Source organism: Salmonella sp. SAL03688, from assembly GCF_046551895.1.
Lineage (GTDB): Bacteria > Pseudomonadota > Gammaproteobacteria > Enterobacterales > Enterobacteriaceae > Salmonella > Salmonella enterica.
The window spans coordinates 80217-96796 of record NZ_JBGDVI010000007.1; the positions used below are offsets into that span (position 1 = coordinate 80217).

Consider the following 16580-nt stretch of genomic DNA (forward strand, 5'->3'; position numbering starts at 1 on the left):
CCAGCGCGAAATTTATCGCCCCATACACCGCGCCCGCCGCTCATCAACTCGTTTAGCAAACCAGGCGGTCGTCAGCTTACGCGTGATCTTCGGACTTTCCAGTTGAATACCGGGCAACATTTCCCGCGCAAGCGTCTTACCCGTTTTGGCCTCGGCCAGTTTATAGACTTTCTTGTAGAGCGCCGTTTTTTCAAACGCCAGGCTATCGCCTTTCTCCAGTTGGCTGCGAATTTCACGCTCACTCATTCCCAACTGCCCTGCCAGTTTGCGCACCGCTAACTCTGTTTTGCCCGGTTCCTTGCTGTTATAACGAATCAGATCGCCATCCAGCGCCAGTTTTACCCCACTGGCTTTACTGACGGCATTCTGGAACGCAGCGTTACGGCTGGCGTACCATCCCGCGTTGAAGTCGGCGAAGCGGAAAACAGGCGCGCTGTAGTTCGCCGGGTAATTCAGCAAATGGTAGGTTCCAAACCACAACCCGCCACGGCGCGTAAAGACCTCCTGACGTACCGTACCCGTCATCTTCCACGGATAGTCTTTCGCGTGCTGTTCGGCAAAGGCAATGCTGACCTGCATCGGGCCGCCCGTATGCACCGGGTTATATGAGCCAAATAGCGTCTGCCCCATAGGAACCATATTGATAAAATCGTCAAAAATAGCGCTAAGCTGTTTTTCGGTTTTTACCGTGTCCAGGCGTTCGCTATAGCTCTTGCCGTTGGGGGAGTTAATTTTCAGCGCGGTGTGCACCAGAAACAGCGGAATGTGTAGTCGTTCAGCGCGGCGATCAATCTCCTGCCAGGCGATTTTACTTAGCCCCGGCACGACAGGATCCGCCTGATAACCGGACTCCTGCTGGGCGACAGCCAGCACCGAACAGATATTTTCTACCGTCGGCGCCAGCCCCTGGCTCTTAAACGTTGTCGCGATATCTTTCGCCCAGGCCTCTCTGTCTTTGACACTGGCCGGCATTTTCTGACGTACTACGCTTGCCACGTCGACAGGCTTCTCGCCCTTGCTCACCGGCTGCCCGGATTGACTACTACAGCCAGCCAATATGGCGACCGCCAGAAAAGGCAGAGGATAAAGACGGGACGCCGCCGACATAACGTTTCCTTCTGTTAGCTAAAAGAGTGGGTCACTTCCTGAACTGGCTGACCATCCAACTGGCGTTCAAAGCTACGTAAACGTTTATAAATAGACATCAGCTCCACTAGAGTCGTCCAGGAGTTAATCAAATACTGGAACGAACCGCGCACCTGACCAAACACGTTGGTGATTTGCGTCATCAGCCCCAGCGTAATCGTACCGGCAACAATGGAAGGAAACAGCAGGAACAAACCGAAAACGTTATCGACCTGCAAATAGAGAATGCGCGCGATGTTGAAATACATATAGTGAAAGTAGAGACGGAAGTAGTTATGGCGCACCGCGCTAAACAGTTCACGGACGGTTGGCGGCGTGGCGCGGCTGGCGTCATCTTCACCGTAGACCAGCTCCTTACGATAAGCGGCTTCCACTCGCTGATTTTTAAATTCCAGCCCCGGCAATTTGATCCCGACGACCGCCAGCAGGCCCGTCCCCATTAATGACCAGACTATAGCGGCAATGACCAGGCCGTAAGGGATATGTCCTACGATGGGTAAATCCGGCACATGCGCTGACAGGGTGACCAACACCGGCAGAAAGGCTATGAGCGTCATAATGGCATTGATAAAACTCACGCCCATATTCTCCAGTGTAGAGGCAAAACGCATGGTGTCTTCCTGCACACGCTGGGCGGCCCCTTCGATATGGCGCAGGTACTGCCAGTGCGCCATATAGTGCTCATTCATTGCGGTACGCCAGCGAAATACATAGTGGCTGACAAAGAAGTTGTTCAGCACGCCGATCACCACGGCGATAAGCGCAATACCGAGAAACACCCCCACTTCATGATAAAATTGACCAAGAGTGACCTTGTGCGGCGAGCTGAGCGCCGTTTGAATCAAATCATAGAATGGTGCGTACCAGGCGTTAACCGCAACGCCAACCTCCACCAAAAACCAGGTGACAAAAATAATGAGCGAGGTGCCAAGTATCGACCAGTACTGCCAGCGGTGCGGGCTATAGATGAACCAGAACGTTGCAAATAATCCCACGCAAATCAGGTAATAAGCATAAAAAATCAGATAGTCCAGCGACCAGAAGCGCGCTGCGCTGATAGGCACTTCATCGGATGCCCCCACAAGTCGCGCCACCCAATCTCCTCCTCCCGCCTGCCAGAAAATGACGGCGATCAGCGCCCAAACAAACGCCGACATGAAAAACGGCCCTGGCTTTGGGAAAAAAGATTTAAACATCATGCTCTCCTGCTAACTTCTTATCTTTATTACGGCTGCTGTGACGGCGGCAATAGCACGCCATGCCCACGCAAATGAAAGGGCTAAACCAGGCATTGTGACCTACGTTGTGACGCTTAGTTCGCACTTCTGCTCAACAGAATTGTTTCGACGAGTTTCATACACAGCAGGCACGCTGACGCTATCAGGTTATCACAAGCGCTCTATCACAAAAGTAAACATTCTCCATCACGAAAACCCGCCGTTACGTTTTTTCACCCACTTTTTTCTCTTTAACGTTTTGCAATGTGCCGCCGGGTAGTATAAATACGCATAACCACCGTTATTTCACTTATGGACATCACCGTTGAAACGTAGTCTGCTTTTTACTGCCATGCTGTTTGCGGCATCACTTACTTCTGTCCAGGCGGCTCAGCCGATTGCCGATCCGGTTTTTGCCTCTGATATCGTTGATCGTTATGCCGAGCATATCTTTTATGGTAGCGGCGCCACGGGCATGGCGCTGGTGGTGATCGACGGCAATCAACGCGTGTTTCGTAGTTTCGGTGACACCAGACCGGGCAATAATGTTCGTCCACAGCTTGATTCGGTCATTCGTATCGCTTCGCTCACCAAGCTAATGACCAGTGAAATGTTGGTAAAATTGCTCGATCAGGGAACGGTAAAATTAAACGACCCTCTCAGCAAATATGCGCCTCCCGGCGCGCATGTCCCGACGTATCAAGGCACGCCGATTACGTTGGTCAACTTAGCAACCCATACCAGCGCGCTTCCGCGAGAACAGCCAGGCGGCGCGGCGCATCGTCCGGTATTTGTCTGGCCAACCCGCGAACAACGCTGGAACTGGCTCTCCACAGCAACGTTAAAAGTCGCGCCAGGCTCGCAGGCGGCCTATTCCAATCTGGCGTTCGACCTGTTAGCCGACGCGCTGGCGACCGCCTCCGGCAAACCTTATACGCAACTGTTTGAAGAAAAGATTACCCGCCCGCTGGGAATGAAAGACACCACGTTTACCCCTTCTCCCGATCAGTGTAAGCGTCTGATGGTGGCAGAAAAAGGCGCAAGCCCCTGTAATAATACGCTGGCTGCCATTGGCAGCGGCGGGGTCTATTCTACGCCAGGAGATATGATGCGCTGGATGCAACAGTATCTGTCGTCAGATTTCTATCACCGTAGCCAACAGGCCGATCGTATGCAAACGTTGATTTATCAGCGCACACAGTTAAAGAAAATCATTGGGATGGACGTACCGGGTAAAGCCGACGCGCTCGGTCTGGGCTGGGTCTATATGGCGCCAAAAGACGGACGTCCTGGCATTATCCAGAAAACAGGAGGCGGCGGCGGTTTTATTACCTATATGGCGATGATCCCACAATATAATATTGGCGCTTTTGTGGTCGTAACCCGTTCCCCCCTCACGCGTTTTACCAATATGAGCGACGGGATTAACGATTTGGTTACTGAGCTAAGCGGCAATAAACCGATTGCTATTCCTGCATCCTGAGTCGTCGCGCCTCGCGCTATATCAGACGAGGCGCAGCATTTTTGTTAATATTCGGAGGGCAAACGGTTAATACTGATCAGTTTGCCTTTATTCATTTCAATGTAATTACCCTTACGCAGGGCCGCGAGAACTTCCGCCACCACCGATCGCGATACGCGCGTTCGTTGATGAATATAATTCATAACACCAATACGTGAGCGAAGTTCTTCATCCCACTCAATCATTGTCATTAACGTCGCACGAATTTGGTCGTAAGAATTATTACCAATGAGCTGCTTGTCACGAAGTTCCAGTACCTGACTTTTCCATACTATCCAACAGAAGGCTTCACGCCACAGTTGGTTCTGCTCAATGATGGCAAGAGTTTGTGATGATGAGAGGCGATAACCGATGCAACCGCTCTCCGCAATTAATTTATATTGTGCCTCTTTTTTCGCCACACCATCGGCTAAACCGAAAATAAAGGGGGCCTGCACAATACCAATAAGAACTTTATCACCCCGAACTAACGAAACAACCCCCTCTAAAATAACAAAGGTATGGGTATTACTTTCATCAGGTGAACAGATAATCTCTTTATCATTAACAAACTCGAAACGCGTACCATGCTTAGAAAGGCATTTATCGAGTCTGTAGAATTCCTGTAGTGGCTTGCTTAAAGATAACATATGCATTCCTTGCAATAATGCCCGTCAAGTCCTTGACGGGCATTTTTCAGTTTAAATTACCTTTATTTCTCCTGAGAGAAAATGATTACCAGGTATATTTAACACCAACGTTTGCAGACCAGTCTTGATCAACATCACCGCCGCCGAGGTAGTTAGCATCGGTGTAGGCGCTGAAGTTCTTCGTGAAGCTGAACTGAGTACCCAGACCAACACGTACCGCAGAACCTTCTACGCCGTTGTCGATAGAGTCGCCGTTTACGTCAGCATCGTTGTTGGAGTCGTCGTAAACGTAAGCCAGTTTGAAGTACGGGGTCAGCGCCTGATCTTCGCTGTAAGTGAAGGTATAACCTGCATCTACACCGAGTTCATAACGCATGCTGTCGTAAGACTGACCGTCAACTTTCATGTCGTTGCTCAGCTGGTAGTCGTCGCCAGACTGGAACAGACCGGATACGCTGCCGTAAGGCGTTACGTAGCCTGCATCACCCAGCTTCAGATCATAACCCAGTTTCAAGCCGAAGCCCCAGGCGTCAGAAGAGGTGTTGCCGTCAACGTAAGTACCGTCGCTCATGTTAGCAGACAAATCGTTGTTGAAGTGAGAGTAGCTCAAGTTACCGTCAACAAAGATGTTGTTTGCGAAACGAGCGGAAGAGTAGATGTAGGCAGACTGGCTGTCCTGATCCACCTGACCGGTACGATCGCTCAGGTCGCCTTTCGCGAAGCCTGCTGCCGCACCAACGATCCACTTAGCGTTGTTACCGTCAACTTTGGTATCAACACCGACCATGATGCCATTAACATCCTGATCGTAGTTAATGGTGCCGTTGTCGCCGTTGAAGTTACCGCCGAAGTAGCTTACCCATGCGCCGCCGTTATCCGCCAGGCCATGACGAGCGTTGGTCAGACGAGTACCAACGGTGTCTTGTTCCAGGTTCCAGATATTGGTGTTCGCAGAAGGAATGCTCAGCGCCATGTTAGCGTAGTCGGTCAGTTCCATCTGTTCCAGCACGACAGTGTTGCCTTCCTGCTTAGCCTGATAGGTGTAAGCACCCAGGTCAGCTTTGTTTGCTGCAGAGAAGGTTGCGTCGGTGTTTACGTCATTGACATAAATCAGCTCGTTGCCTTTGTAATCTGCAACAGAACCGGCACCAGTAGCGTTGTCGATGCGAACTTTATAGTTACCGGTAGCCGCTACAACATTGTCAACAGAGCTGTTATCCAGTTCGTCGCCGTTGTTGATATCGCCATTACCGTTGATGGTCAGGTGACCGTCAGAGTTCATCGCGATAGTACCGTAACCATAGTTAGCCTGAGTGGTATCCCAGGTACGGTCGTTCACCAGGTCAGCGTTCAGAACATAATCGCTGCTATGGATATTGAACACACCAGAAACAACATTACCGTTGTGATCAGCAGTATTGCCGCTGGTCAGTTCCAGTTTATCAGTGCTGAATACTTCGGTATCAAACTGACCAACATTCACATCCAACACACCACCGTTAGTTACGGTGATGGTATTAGCATACAGGTTTGAGTAAGTACTCCAGCCAGTAGATTCGGTCAAATCAACAGTACTATAGGAGTCAATTGTCAGGTGATCGGTGTCAACATAACCACCTTCACCAATATTCAGTGAAGAACCATTAGTCAAATCAATGGTGTCTGATGTTAAATCAGAATTAGAAATATTAACCTGAGAACCATTATTAACGGCCAAGGTATCAATCAGAGAATCACCTGTAGTATCCCATTCAGAACCATTGTTTAACGTTACATTAAACACGCCGCTCTGGAATACTTTATTGTCAACAATTCGATTCCAACCATTAGCTTCAGCTGTTCCAGCTGGGTCAAGACTGTTTACAGCAACATCATACATATTGGCTGGGTAAATAGTTTTAGCATCAATAGTAGCCTGACCAACCCACTTACTACCATTATCAAGAGTCAGATTCAATTCATCAACGTTAAGGCCATCATCAGCCCAACCACCGTTGGTGTCAGGTACGTTGTCACCATTGGAATCATGACCAATCGGATCAAAATTAGCATTCCAAGTACTGGTAAATGCAACATCCCCCATCAGCGTTGAATTGCTGAAGTATGCATTGTTCTTCATTGCATAATCGGAGCTGCTGCTATCCTGGAAAGATAACGCAACATCACCTGGGCCAGTATAGTCGCTCGGCTCGTCGGAATTGCCGAAGTGACCATAACCAGAACTTTCCAGAATGGTATTTGAGCCGGAGGTCACAGTAGAGTTAGAGACGTTAATGTTGTTATCCCAGGTGTGGGATTCCGTGGTATAGGCTTCGTTGTAAGTATTCCCTTGAGATAGAGCAATACCCGCGACACGAGAGTTATTGGAAATATTGATGTTACTTTCTACATCAAGATTAACAGCAACACCTTCGCTGACATCAAACAATCCATTAGTGGATTTAGTTACATCACCATCTTTATAGTAATCAGTGAAGTAAAGGGCTTCATAATCATCATCAATGGTAGAGTTAGCAATGTTCAGAGTGAACACATCGCCATCATGCCATGTTGTGTCGATAACCGCGTCACCAGGTTGACGATATCCATAGCCCATATCATAAGCACCATTATGAGCCAGATATCCACCCGGAAGTATGGAAGTGATCGAACCATGAATCACTGAATTAGCAATATCCAACTGGTTCGCATTACCATTTGTACCGTCAGTGTAATCGTGATTCAGGTAGTATGTAGAAATGGTACCGTTAACAGTGTCACCATTAAATGACTGATCGAAATCGCCATTGGTGTTGTTGTAATAAACAAAACCACTATAGTTTACATAGTTGCCATCCACAGTACCTGGATTGTCCATATTGGTCCAGTCAAGCGCGGTGGTAGGATTGTCGTAATAAGTCCAGGTATCGTAAGTAGTAGCATTCGCCTGAGAAGTGATTGCCAGAGTGCAAGCCAATGCTAATTGTGAGACTACAAGTTTCTTTTTCCAGGAGTGCATTTGTCATCCCTCCTCAGGGACGTAATATAGTTGATCCATCAATTATCAATGCATAAAAACATACAGATGTTTAGCAAGAAGGATTATGCGGCGTCATTGCTAAAAGGTTCAATTATTCTTTATCCTCAGTCCGGATTCGGACATGAATTAAAAAGACGTAATAAAAGGAAGTTTTATAATTGAAAAGCATTCTTTTTCATGGCTTTACAAGAAAATAAAAAAAACAAAATACATATAAGATAAATATGAATTAAAGAAAAACAAAATAAACATGAATAATGTTAAAACCCTCATTTACTTAAATGACGATGAAATAAAACTAAAAACAACGTAAAACTAATTCTTATTTAAAATGATATAGTGCCTGAGGTATTAATCTTCGGTATATAAAAGAAGCGCCATGTTCTGCCGCCGCTGGGGCTGCGCCTGCTACGTTAAGGACCGTTTTCGTAAAACATCTGCCTGCAGATTCAGGTATACTGGGCCTTCGATTCCACAAACATCAGGCAGACCATGACAGACCTTATCCATCGCCCTCGCCGCCTGCGCAAATCCGCTGCGCTGCGCGCTATGTTTGAAGAGACAACACTTAGCCTGAACGACCTGGTGTTGCCGATCTTTGTTGAAGAAGAACTCGACGATTACAAAGCTATTGATGCCATGCCCGGCGTAATGCGTATCCCGGAAAAGCAGCTGGCGCGAGAGATTGAACGTATCGCAAATGCTGGCATTCGTTCCGTTATGACCTTCGGCATTTCCCACCATACTGATGACACCGGCAGCGATACCTGGAAAGAAGACGGCCTGGTGGCAAGAATGTCCCGCATCTGTAAGCAAACCGTGCCGGAGATGATCGTCATGTCCGACACCTGCTTCTGCGAATACACCTCGCACGGCCACTGCGGCGTGTTGTGCGAACACGGTGTGGATAACGATGCGACGCTGACCAACCTCGGCAAGCAGGCCGTTATCGCGGCGGCGGCTGGAGCAGATTTTATAGCGCCCTCCGCAGCCATGGATGGACAAGTCCAGGCTATCCGCCAGGCGCTGGATGCCGCCGGTTTTACCGATACGGCAATAATGTCCTACTCCACCAAGTTCGCCTCTTCTTTCTACGGCCCCTTCCGTGAAGCAGCGGGTACCGCGTTAAAAGGCGACCGCAAGACGTATCAAATGAATCCGATGAACCGCCGTGAAGCGATTCGCGAATCACTGCTCGACGAAGCCCAGGGCGCGGATTGCTTAATGGTGAAACCGGCCGGCGCGTATCTGGACGTGCTGCGTGAAATCCGCGAACGCACAGAGTTGCCGCTTGGCGCTTACCAGGTGAGCGGTGAATACGCCATGATTAAATTTGCTGCTATGGCTGGCGCCATTGATGAAGAAAAGGTCGTGCTGGAAAGTCTGGGCTCGATTAAACGCGCCGGCGCCGATTTGATTTTCAGCTACTTCGCGCTGGATCTGGCTGAGAAAAATATTCTGCGTTAATTCTGTTACCGGGCGGCGCGCTGCCGCCCTTTCCCGACGTTACCCCCCACTATTCAGTCGCTGAGTCTAACCCGTTGCCGGACGCGGCTTATCCGGCTTACGGCTATTCCTCGATCGCCTGGCGAATTTGCTGCAACGACGCGGGATCGTCAATGGTTGTCAGATCACCCGGATCGCGGCCTTCACAGATCGCCTGGATCGTGCGGCGAAGCATCTTTCCGGAACGCGTTTTGGGGAGCTGCGAAACAAACCAGACATGCGCCGGACGACCAAAGTGACCGATCTGGTTGTCCACCAGCGCCATAATCGCTTTTTCCTCGTCGCACGCCGCCTCGCGATCCGCCAGCGTATCGCTCTGCTTCGGAATGACAAACGCCACCGCCACCTGCCCTTTCAGAGCGTCTTTTATCCCCACCACCGCCACTTCCGCTACGTTCGGGTAGCTGGAGATACTTTCTTCTATTTCTCGCGTCCCCAGCCGATGACCCGCAATATTAATCACATCATCGGTACGGCCCAGAATAAAGTAATACCCCTCGGCGTCGCGGATTCCCCAGTCGAAAGTGGCATAAACCTGACGGTTAAACAGCGACCAGTAAGTCTTCACAAAACGCGCATCGTCGCCCCAAATAGTCTGAATACAGCCTGGCGGCAGCGGCCCTTCGATCACCAGCATCCCCTTTTCATTTATGCCGCAGGGCTCGCCGGTGACTTCATTGAGTAGCTGGACGTTATAACCGTACATCGGCACCCCGGGACTTCCCAGACGCGACGGCCTGTCGTCCAGCGCGCGGGCCAGCGCCATGATCGGCCAGCCGGACTCCGTCTGCCAATAATTGTCGATAACCGGCACACCCAGCGTCTCCGTCACCCAACTGGCCGTCGGCTCGTCCAGCGGCTCACCGGCCAGATAAAGCGCCTCCAGCGAGGAGAGATCGTGATTGCGGATTTGCGCCGTCGGGAATTTTTTCAGCACGCGAATCGCGGTCGGGGCGGAAAACATCTGGTTAACCTGGTATTTCTCGACAATTTTCCACCAGACCCCGCAGTCCGGGTACGTCGGCAGTCCTTCGTAAACAATAGTCGCCATGCCTGCCAGCAACGGCGCGTAAACGATATAGGAGTGGCCGACGACCCAGCCGATATCCGATGCGCAAAAGAATACGCCGCCCGCCTTGCCGCCAAAAATGGTGTCCATTGAGGTTGCCAGCGCCACCGCATAGCCGCCGACGTCGCGCTGGACGCCTTTCGGTTTGCCGGTAGTGCCGGAGGTGTAAAGAATGCACGAGGTTTCATTGGATTCCAGCCACGCCACCGGCACGCTCGCGCCGAGATGCTGCTGGCGCAACGTGGCAAAATCCAGATCGCGCCCATCCACCCACGCCATTTTCGCCAGCCCTCTGTCCACCAGCAGAACGTGTTTCGGCTGATGCTGCGCCTGCGCAATAGCGTCATCGAGCAGCTTTTTATACGGCAGAATTTTACCGCCCCGCGCTCCGGCATCCGCCGACACAATCAGCGCCGGTCTGGCATCGTCAATGCGCGCCGCCACGCTGTGCGAGGCAAAACCGCCAAAGACCACCGAATGGATCGCGCCAATACGCGCGCAGGCCAGCAGGGTTATCTGCGCTTCGGCAATCATCGGCATATAGACCAATACGCGATCGCCACGCTGCACGCCCAGCGACAGCAGCATAGCAGCCACAATGTTGACCTCGTCATGCAACTGGCTGAAGGTAAATGTGCGCTCTTCATCGGTCTCTGATGAGACGGCAATCAGCGCCAGCGCCTCCGGCTGTTTATCCAGCCAGCGGTCGACGGCGTTATGACATAAGTTAGTGGTGCCGCCGCAAAACCAGCGGGCAAACGGTGGACGGCTATGATCCAGCGTCTGCGTAAACGGCTGTCGCCAGTCGATACGCCGGGCCTGCTCGGCCCAGAACGCCTCCGGTTCGTTAATGGAACGCTGATAAAATTCGCTAAAAGACATCACGCTCTCCTGTTGAACTTACGCCTTACTGCTGGCTGGCTCAGATGACATATAAATCGAGGTATTCGTTAACCGGCATCTGCTCCAGGCGGGCTCTGTCCAGGGAGACATCCAGAATGCGTTGCTGCTGGCGAGTCGGGAACTGACGCGCCAGGTTAATTTTAAATTTTTCGATAAGCTTCGGAATACCGTCGGCGCGGCGACGCGCATGACCAATCGGATACTCCACGACAACCTCGCCAAAGCGTGAGCCATCAGTAAACTCCACGGTGATCGCATTGCCGATAGCACGTTTTTCCGGGTCGTGATAGTCGGCGGTAAAAGCCGGGTCCTCATAACACACGATTTTCTCGCGCAGGGCGTCAATACGCTTGTCCTGCGCCACCTCGTCTTCATAATCCGCCGCGGTTAACCGTCCGAACAGCAGCGGCACGGCGACCATATACTGGATACAGTGATCGCGGTCCGCCGGGTTATTGAGCGGACCTTTTTTATCGATAATGCGGAGACAGGCTTCGTGGGTGCGGATGGTCACTTTCTCGATATCCGCTGCCGTTTTGCCCGCGGCCTGCATCTGCTCATACAGCGTCATCGCCGCTTCGACGGCGGTTTGCGAGTGGAATTCTGCCGGGAAAGAAATTTTGAACAGCACGTTTTCCATCACGTAGGAGCCGTAAGGACGCTGGAAACGGAACGTTTCACCTTTGAATGAAACGTCGTAGAAGCCCCAGGTTTTGGCGGTGAGCGCCGAGGGATAGCCCATCTCGCCGGTTTTCGCCATCAGCGCCAGACGTACCGCGCGCGAAGTCGCATCGCCCGCCGCCCAGGATTTGCGCGTACCGGTATTCGGCGCATGACGATAAGTGCGCAACGACTGCCCATCCACCCACGCCAGCGATACCGCGTTGAGGATCTCATCGCGCGTCAGCCCCAGCATTTCAGCGACCACCGCGGTCGAGGCCACTTTCACCAGCAGCACATGGTCAAGCCCGACACGGTTGAAGGCGTTTTCCAGCGCGATGCAGCCCTGAATTTCATGGGCTTTGATCATCCCGCTCAATACCTGTTTCATGGTCAGCGGCGCTTTGCCGGCGGCGACGGCGTTGCGTGACAGCCAGTCAGCCGTCGCCAGAATACCGCCGAGGTTGTCGGAAGGATGGCCCCACTCGGCGGCAAGCCAGGTATCGTTAAAATCGAGCCAGCGGATCATCGCGCCAATGTTAAAGGCTGCCTGTACCGGATCGAGCTGGAACTGAGTGCCCGGCACGCGTGCGCCGTTGGGCACCACCGTGCCTGGCACGATCGGCCCAAGCAATTTTTTACAGGCCGGGTATTCCAGCGCTTCCAGACCACAGCCGAGCGTGTCGAGCAGGCAATAATGCGCGGTGTCGTACGCCACCTTTGAGGTGATCTCGTAATTCATAACGTAATCAACGATATCAACGATTTCACGGTCAAAGTCTGGGCGGATGTTCAGTTCTTGGGTAGACATAGGGTACGTTTCCTGCGTTTTATTTTTAATAAGAGTGAGTTAGCAACGATCGTCTATCGAGACAAACGGACGATCTTCCGGCCCGGTATAGTTGGCAGAGGGACGAATAATTTTGTTGTCCTGACGCTGTTCAATAATGTGCGCCGCCCAGCCGGTAACGCGGGCGATGACAAACAGCGGGGTGAACATTTCGGTAGGGACGCCCATCATGTTGTAGGAGACCGCCGAAAACCAGTCGAGATTCGGGAACATCTTTTTGGTCTCCCACATCACCGTTTCCAGACGGTCGGCGATGTGGTACATCTTCAGCGAGCCGCCTTCTTCTGAAAGCTGTTTCGCCACCCGTTTGATCACCTGGTGGCGCGGGTCGGCGATGGTGTAAACCGGATGTCCAAAGCCAATCACCACCTCTTTGTTTTCCACGCGTTTACGGATATCCGCCTCTGCCTCGTCCGGCGTTTCATAACGCTGTTGAATTTCCAGCGACACCTCATTCGCCCCGCCGTGTTTCGGGCCGCGCAGCGCGCCAATCGCGCCGATAATCGCGGAGTAGACATCCGAGCCGGTTCCGGCAATCACCCGGCTGGTAAACGTCGAGGCGTTGAACTCATGCTCGGCATACAGCACCAGCGAAATATGCATCGCCTTTTCCCAGCTTTGGGTTGGCTTTTCACCGTGCAGCAGATGCAGGAAATGGCCGCCGATGGAATCATCGTCGGTTTCCGGCTGAATACGTTCGCCGTTGTGGCTGTAGTGATACCAGTAAAGAAGGATAGAGCTGAGCGAGGCCAACAGCTTATCGGCAATATCGCGCGCGCCGGAGACGGTATGTCCCTCTTTTTCCGGCAGGGTGCAGCCCAGCGCGGAAACGCCGGTACGCATCACGTCCATCGGGTGCGAGGCCGCCGGTAACGCTTCCAGAACGGTACGGACATTGGCGGGTAATCCGCGCAGCGCTTTTAACTTGCTTTTATACGCGTTCAGCTCGTCGCGGGTCGGTAATTTTCCGTGGATCAGTAAATGCGCGACTTCTTCAAATTCGCAGTGCTCCGCCAGATCGAGAATGTCGTAACCGCGATAGTGCAGATCGTTACCGCTTTTTCCCACGGTACACAGAGCGGTATTTCCGGCAGGTACGCCGGAAAGCGCGACCGATTTTTTAGGCTTAATGACATGCGTGTTGTTTTGCAGGATCGTCGTGTCTGTCATATTGTCCTCGTCATTATTGTAATGTGTAGGGTATTGAGGCGTGTAAGCCGGATAAACGTAGTGCCATCCGGCATTGCCTGATGGCGGCTTCGCCTTATCAGGCCTACAGGCTACGATTTTTTATTCCTGTACAGCGCGTCCAGCTTCTCTTCGAACTGGTAGTAATTGATGCTTTCGTATAGCTCGTTGCGGGTCTGCATGATGTCGATCACGTTCTTTTGCGTCCCTTCCTGGCGCAGCACGGTATAGACTTTTTCTGCGGCGCGGTTCATGGCGCGAAACGCCGACAGCGGATAGAGCGCCATCGCCACGTGTGCACTGCGCAACTCGTCGGTCGTAAACAGCGGCGTCGCGCCAAACTCAGTGATGTTGGCGAGGATCGGCACCTGCGCCACGTCGGCGAACTGGCGGTACATCGACAGTTCGGTGATCGCCTCCGGGAACAGCATGTCAGCCCCCGCGTCCACGTAAGCCTGCGCGCGATCGAGAGCCGCCTCCAGCCCTTCCACCGCCAGCGCATCGGTACGCGCCATGATCACAAAGTTCGGATCGGTGCGCGCATCCACTGCCGCCCGAATTCTGTCTACCATCTCCTCTTTCGAGACGATCGCTTTGTTTGGACGGTGTCCACAGCGCTTAGCGCCAACCTGGTCTTCAATATGCAGCGCGGCGGCGCCCGCTTTGGCTATGGACTTTACCGTCCGCGCGACATTAAAGGCGGAGGAGCCAAAGCCAATATCCGCATCCACCAACAGCGGCAGCGGGCAAACATCCGTGATGCGCCGGATATCGGTTAACACATCATCCAGCGTCGAAATCCCCAGGTCCGGCAGTCCAAGCGAGCCTGCCGCTACGCCGCCGCCAGAAAGATAGATAGCCTGATACCCGGCCCGTTGGGCCAACAGAGCATGGTTGGCATTAATAGCGCCGACAATTTGTAATGGATTCTCTTTAGCGAGCGCGGCGCGAAATGCCTGCCCCGGCGAATGTAAAGACATATCTCGTCCTCATATTAGTAAATTGTTACTCAAGATGTATTCACCAAAGCAAAGGCTATGCCAGGCAAAGAGGCAGCGAGAAAATTAAATACAATGAGATTTAAAAACAGGTGATTACAGTCATTTCTGTTATGAATAAGCGCGATTAAGGGAAAAGAAAAACGTGTCAGCTAACGTTTCATGAAACGAATCGTTCCGTTTCATTGCAACATTTATGAAACACTTTTAAAACAAAAAATCGCCCCTTAAAGATGAACCTACTGCGATGACGACTGCCCACAGCGCTCCGCGCGATAATAGCGATAAACCGGTGATCTGGACGGTCTCCGTAACGCGTCTGTTCGAACTGTTTCGGGATATCAGCCTGGAATTCGATCATCTGGCGACCATCACGCCTATTCAACTCGGCTTTGAAAAGGCGGTGACCTACATTCGCAAAAAACTGGCGACCGAGCGCTGCGACGCGATTATCGCGGCGGGTTCGAACGGGGCCTATTTAAAAAGTCGCCTGTCAATACCGGTGATCCTCATCAAGCCCAGCGGATTCGATGTATTACAGGCGCTGGCGAAAGCGGGAAAGCTCACCTCGTCTATCGGTATCGTGACCTATCAGGAGACCATTCCGGCTTTACTTGCCTTTCAGAAAACGTTTCACCTCCGTCTTGAACAGCGAAGCTATGTCACCGAAGAGGACGCGCGCGGGCAAATTAACGAACTTAAGGCCAACGGTATTGAAGCCGTCGTCGGCGCGGGATTAATTACCGATCTGGCGGAAGAAGCGGGAATGACCGCCATCTTTATTTATTCCGCGGCGACCGTTCGTCAGGCTTTCCATGATGCGCTGGATATGACCCGTCTGACACGGCGCCAGCGCGTGGATTACCCATCCGGCAAGGGATTACAAACCCGGTATGAACTGGGCGATATACGCGGCCAGTCGCCGCAAATGGAGCAGCTCCGCCAGACGATTACGCTCTATGCTCGCTCCCGTGCGGCAGTGCTGATTCAGGGGGAAACAGGGACCGGAAAAGAGCTGGCGGCGCAGGCGATTCACCAGACGTTTTTTCACCGCCAGCCTCACCGTCAGAATAAGCCATCCCCTCCCTTTGTCGCCGTCAATTGCGGCGCGATTACCGAGTCGTTGCTGGAAGCGGAACTGTTTGGTTATGAAGAGGGCGCGTTTACCGGTTCACGACGAGGAGGCCGGGCGGGGCTGTTTGAAATCGCACACGGCGGCACGCTGTTTCTGGATGAAATCGGCGAAATGCCCTTGCCCTTACAAACCCGACTTTTGCGCGTACTGGAGGAAAAAGCCGTCACTCGCGTCGGCGGACACCAGCCGATCCCGGTGGATGTCCGGGTGATCAGCGCTACGCATTGCGATCTGGATCGGGAGATAATGCAAGGACGTTTTCGCCCCGATCTCTTTTACCGCCTGAGTATTCTGCGTCTGACGCTTCCTCCTTTGCGCGAGCGGCAGGCTGATATTTTACCGCTGGCGGAAAGCTTTTTAAAACAGTCGCTGGCAGCGATGGAAATTCCGTTTACCGAATCGATACGTCATGGATTGACACAGTGTCAGCCGCTTTTGCTGGCCTGGCGCTGGCCCGGTAATATTCGCGAACTGCGTAATATGATGGAGCGCCTGGCGCTTTTTTTAAGCGTCGATCCCGCGCCAACGCTGGACAGGCAATTTATGCGGCAGTTATTACCTGAGCTTATGGTGAACACAGCAGAACTGACGCCTTCAACTGTGGATGCGCACACGTTACAGGATGTACTGGCGCGCTTTAAGGGCGATAAGACCGCGGCGGCGCGTTATCTGGGGATTAGCCGCACCACTCTGTGGCGTCGTTTAAAAGCAGGTGCCAAAGACCAGTCGGGTAATTAA

Annotated in this window: 11 protein-coding genes; 3 read left to right on the forward strand and 8 right to left on the reverse strand. The window is 52.2% G+C overall.

All coding sequences use genetic code 11. The features are described 5' to 3' along the window. Positions 1–12: 12 nt before the first annotated feature. Together yaiW and sbmA are read right to left on the reverse strand one after the other, a co-directional pair. Positions 13–1107, reverse strand: a complete 1095-nt coding sequence (gene yaiW, locus ACLJR2_RS09500; protein WP_001271417.1) for a surface-exposed outer membrane lipoprotein YaiW — start codon at positions 1105–1107, stop codon at positions 13–15. A gap of 14 nt (positions 1108–1121) precedes the next feature. Further along, on the reverse strand, positions 1122–2342 hold the full coding sequence (gene sbmA, locus ACLJR2_RS09505) for a peptide antibiotic transporter SbmA (RefSeq protein WP_000477023.1): 1221 nt from the start codon (positions 2340–2342) through the stop codon (positions 1122–1124). Positions 2343–2688: 346 nt separating this feature from the next. On the opposite strand from sbmA, the gene ampH reads away from it, so the two are divergent. Then, positions 2689–3846, forward strand: a complete 1158-nt coding sequence (ampH, locus tag ACLJR2_RS09510) for a D-alanyl-D-alanine-carboxypeptidase/endopeptidase AmpH (RefSeq protein WP_000830777.1) — start codon at positions 2689–2691, stop codon at positions 3844–3846. A 44-nt stretch (positions 3847–3890) separates the two neighbouring features. Here the strand turns inward: ampH and iprA are convergent, their stop codons facing one another. Together iprA and ACLJR2_RS09520 are read right to left on the reverse strand one after the other, a co-directional pair. After that, complete coding sequence (iprA, locus tag ACLJR2_RS09515; protein WP_000950242.1) at positions 3891–4514, reverse strand: hydrogen peroxide resistance inhibitor IprA; 624 nt, start codon at positions 4512–4514, stop codon at positions 3891–3893. A gap of 85 nt (positions 4515–4599) precedes the next feature. After that, positions 4600–7512 (reverse strand): autotransporter outer membrane beta-barrel domain-containing protein, encoded by a 2913-nt coding sequence (locus ACLJR2_RS09520; protein WP_001534024.1) that lies wholly within the window; start codon positions 7510–7512, stop codon positions 4600–4602. A gap of 513 nt (positions 7513–8025) precedes the next feature. Here ACLJR2_RS09520 and hemB point away from each other — a divergent pair. Next, the gene (gene hemB / locus ACLJR2_RS09525; protein ID WP_000130729.1) at positions 8026–9000 is read left to right on the forward strand and encodes a porphobilinogen synthase; all 975 of its coding nucleotides are present in this window, start codon (positions 8026–8028) and stop codon (positions 8998–9000) included. A 103-nt stretch (positions 9001–9103) separates the two neighbouring features. Here the strand turns inward: hemB and prpE are convergent, their stop codons facing one another. From prpE to prpB, 4 genes are all read right to left on the reverse strand, one after another. Then, entirely contained in the window at positions 9104–10990 is a 1887-nt protein-coding gene (prpE, locus tag ACLJR2_RS09530) for a propionate--CoA ligase (protein WP_000010211.1), read from the reverse strand. A 40-nt stretch (positions 10991–11030) separates the two neighbouring features. Next, positions 11031–12482, reverse strand: coding sequence for a bifunctional 2-methylcitrate dehydratase/aconitate hydratase (locus ACLJR2_RS09535; protein ID WP_000107071.1), 1452 nt, complete (start codon positions 12480–12482; stop codon positions 11031–11033). 39 nt (positions 12483–12521) lie between these two features. After that, positions 12522–13691: a 2-methylcitrate synthase gene (prpC, locus tag ACLJR2_RS09540; protein WP_000132749.1), complete on the reverse strand. Its 1170-nt coding sequence runs from the start codon at positions 13689–13691 to the stop codon at positions 12522–12524. Positions 13692–13801: 110 nt separating this feature from the next. Continuing rightward, positions 13802–14689: a methylisocitrate lyase gene (gene prpB, locus ACLJR2_RS09545; protein ID WP_000052221.1), complete on the reverse strand. Its 888-nt coding sequence runs from the start codon at positions 14687–14689 to the stop codon at positions 13802–13804. Between the two features lie 265 nt (positions 14690–14954). Here prpB and prpR point away from each other — a divergent pair, with 265 nt between their 5' ends. Continuing rightward, positions 14955–16580, forward strand: a complete 1626-nt coding sequence (prpR, locus tag ACLJR2_RS09550; RefSeq protein WP_000205276.1) for a propionate catabolism operon regulatory protein PrpR — start codon at positions 14955–14957, stop codon at positions 16578–16580.

What these genes read in the sequence shown, in the direction of transcription:
- hemB (WP_000130729.1), top strand. Translation starts at nt 8,026, where the DNA reads ATGACAGACCTTATCCATCGCCCTCGCCGCCTGCGCAAATCCGCTGCG.
- prpC (WP_000132749.1), bottom strand. Translation starts at nt 13,691, where the DNA reads ATGACAGACACGACGATCCTGCAAAACAACACGCATGTCATTAAGCCT.
- prpR (WP_000205276.1), top strand. Translation starts at nt 14,955, where the DNA reads ATGACGACTGCCCACAGCGCTCCGCGCGATAATAGCGATAAACCGGTG.
- sbmA (WP_000477023.1), bottom strand. Translation starts at nt 2,342, where the DNA reads ATGTTTAAATCTTTTTTCCCAAAGCCAGGGCCGTTTTTCATGTCGGCG.
- ACLJR2_RS09535 (WP_000107071.1), bottom strand. Translation starts at nt 12,482, where the DNA reads ATGTCTACCCAAGAACTGAACATCCGCCCAGACTTTGACCGTGAAATC.
- ACLJR2_RS09520 (WP_001534024.1), bottom strand. Translation starts at nt 7,512, where the DNA reads ATGCACTCCTGGAAAAAGAAACTTGTAGTCTCACAATTAGCATTGGCT.
- prpB (WP_000052221.1), bottom strand. Translation starts at nt 14,689, where the DNA reads ATGTCTTTACATTCGCCGGGGCAGGCATTTCGCGCCGCGCTCGCTAAA.
- yaiW (WP_001271417.1), bottom strand. Translation starts at nt 1,107, where the DNA reads ATGTCGGCGGCGTCCCGTCTTTATCCTCTGCCTTTTCTGGCGGTCGCC.
- iprA (WP_000950242.1), bottom strand. Translation starts at nt 4,514, where the DNA reads ATGTTATCTTTAAGCAAGCCACTACAGGAATTCTACAGACTCGATAAA.
- prpE (WP_000010211.1), bottom strand. Translation starts at nt 10,990, where the DNA reads ATGTCTTTTAGCGAATTTTATCAGCGTTCCATTAACGAACCGGAGGCG.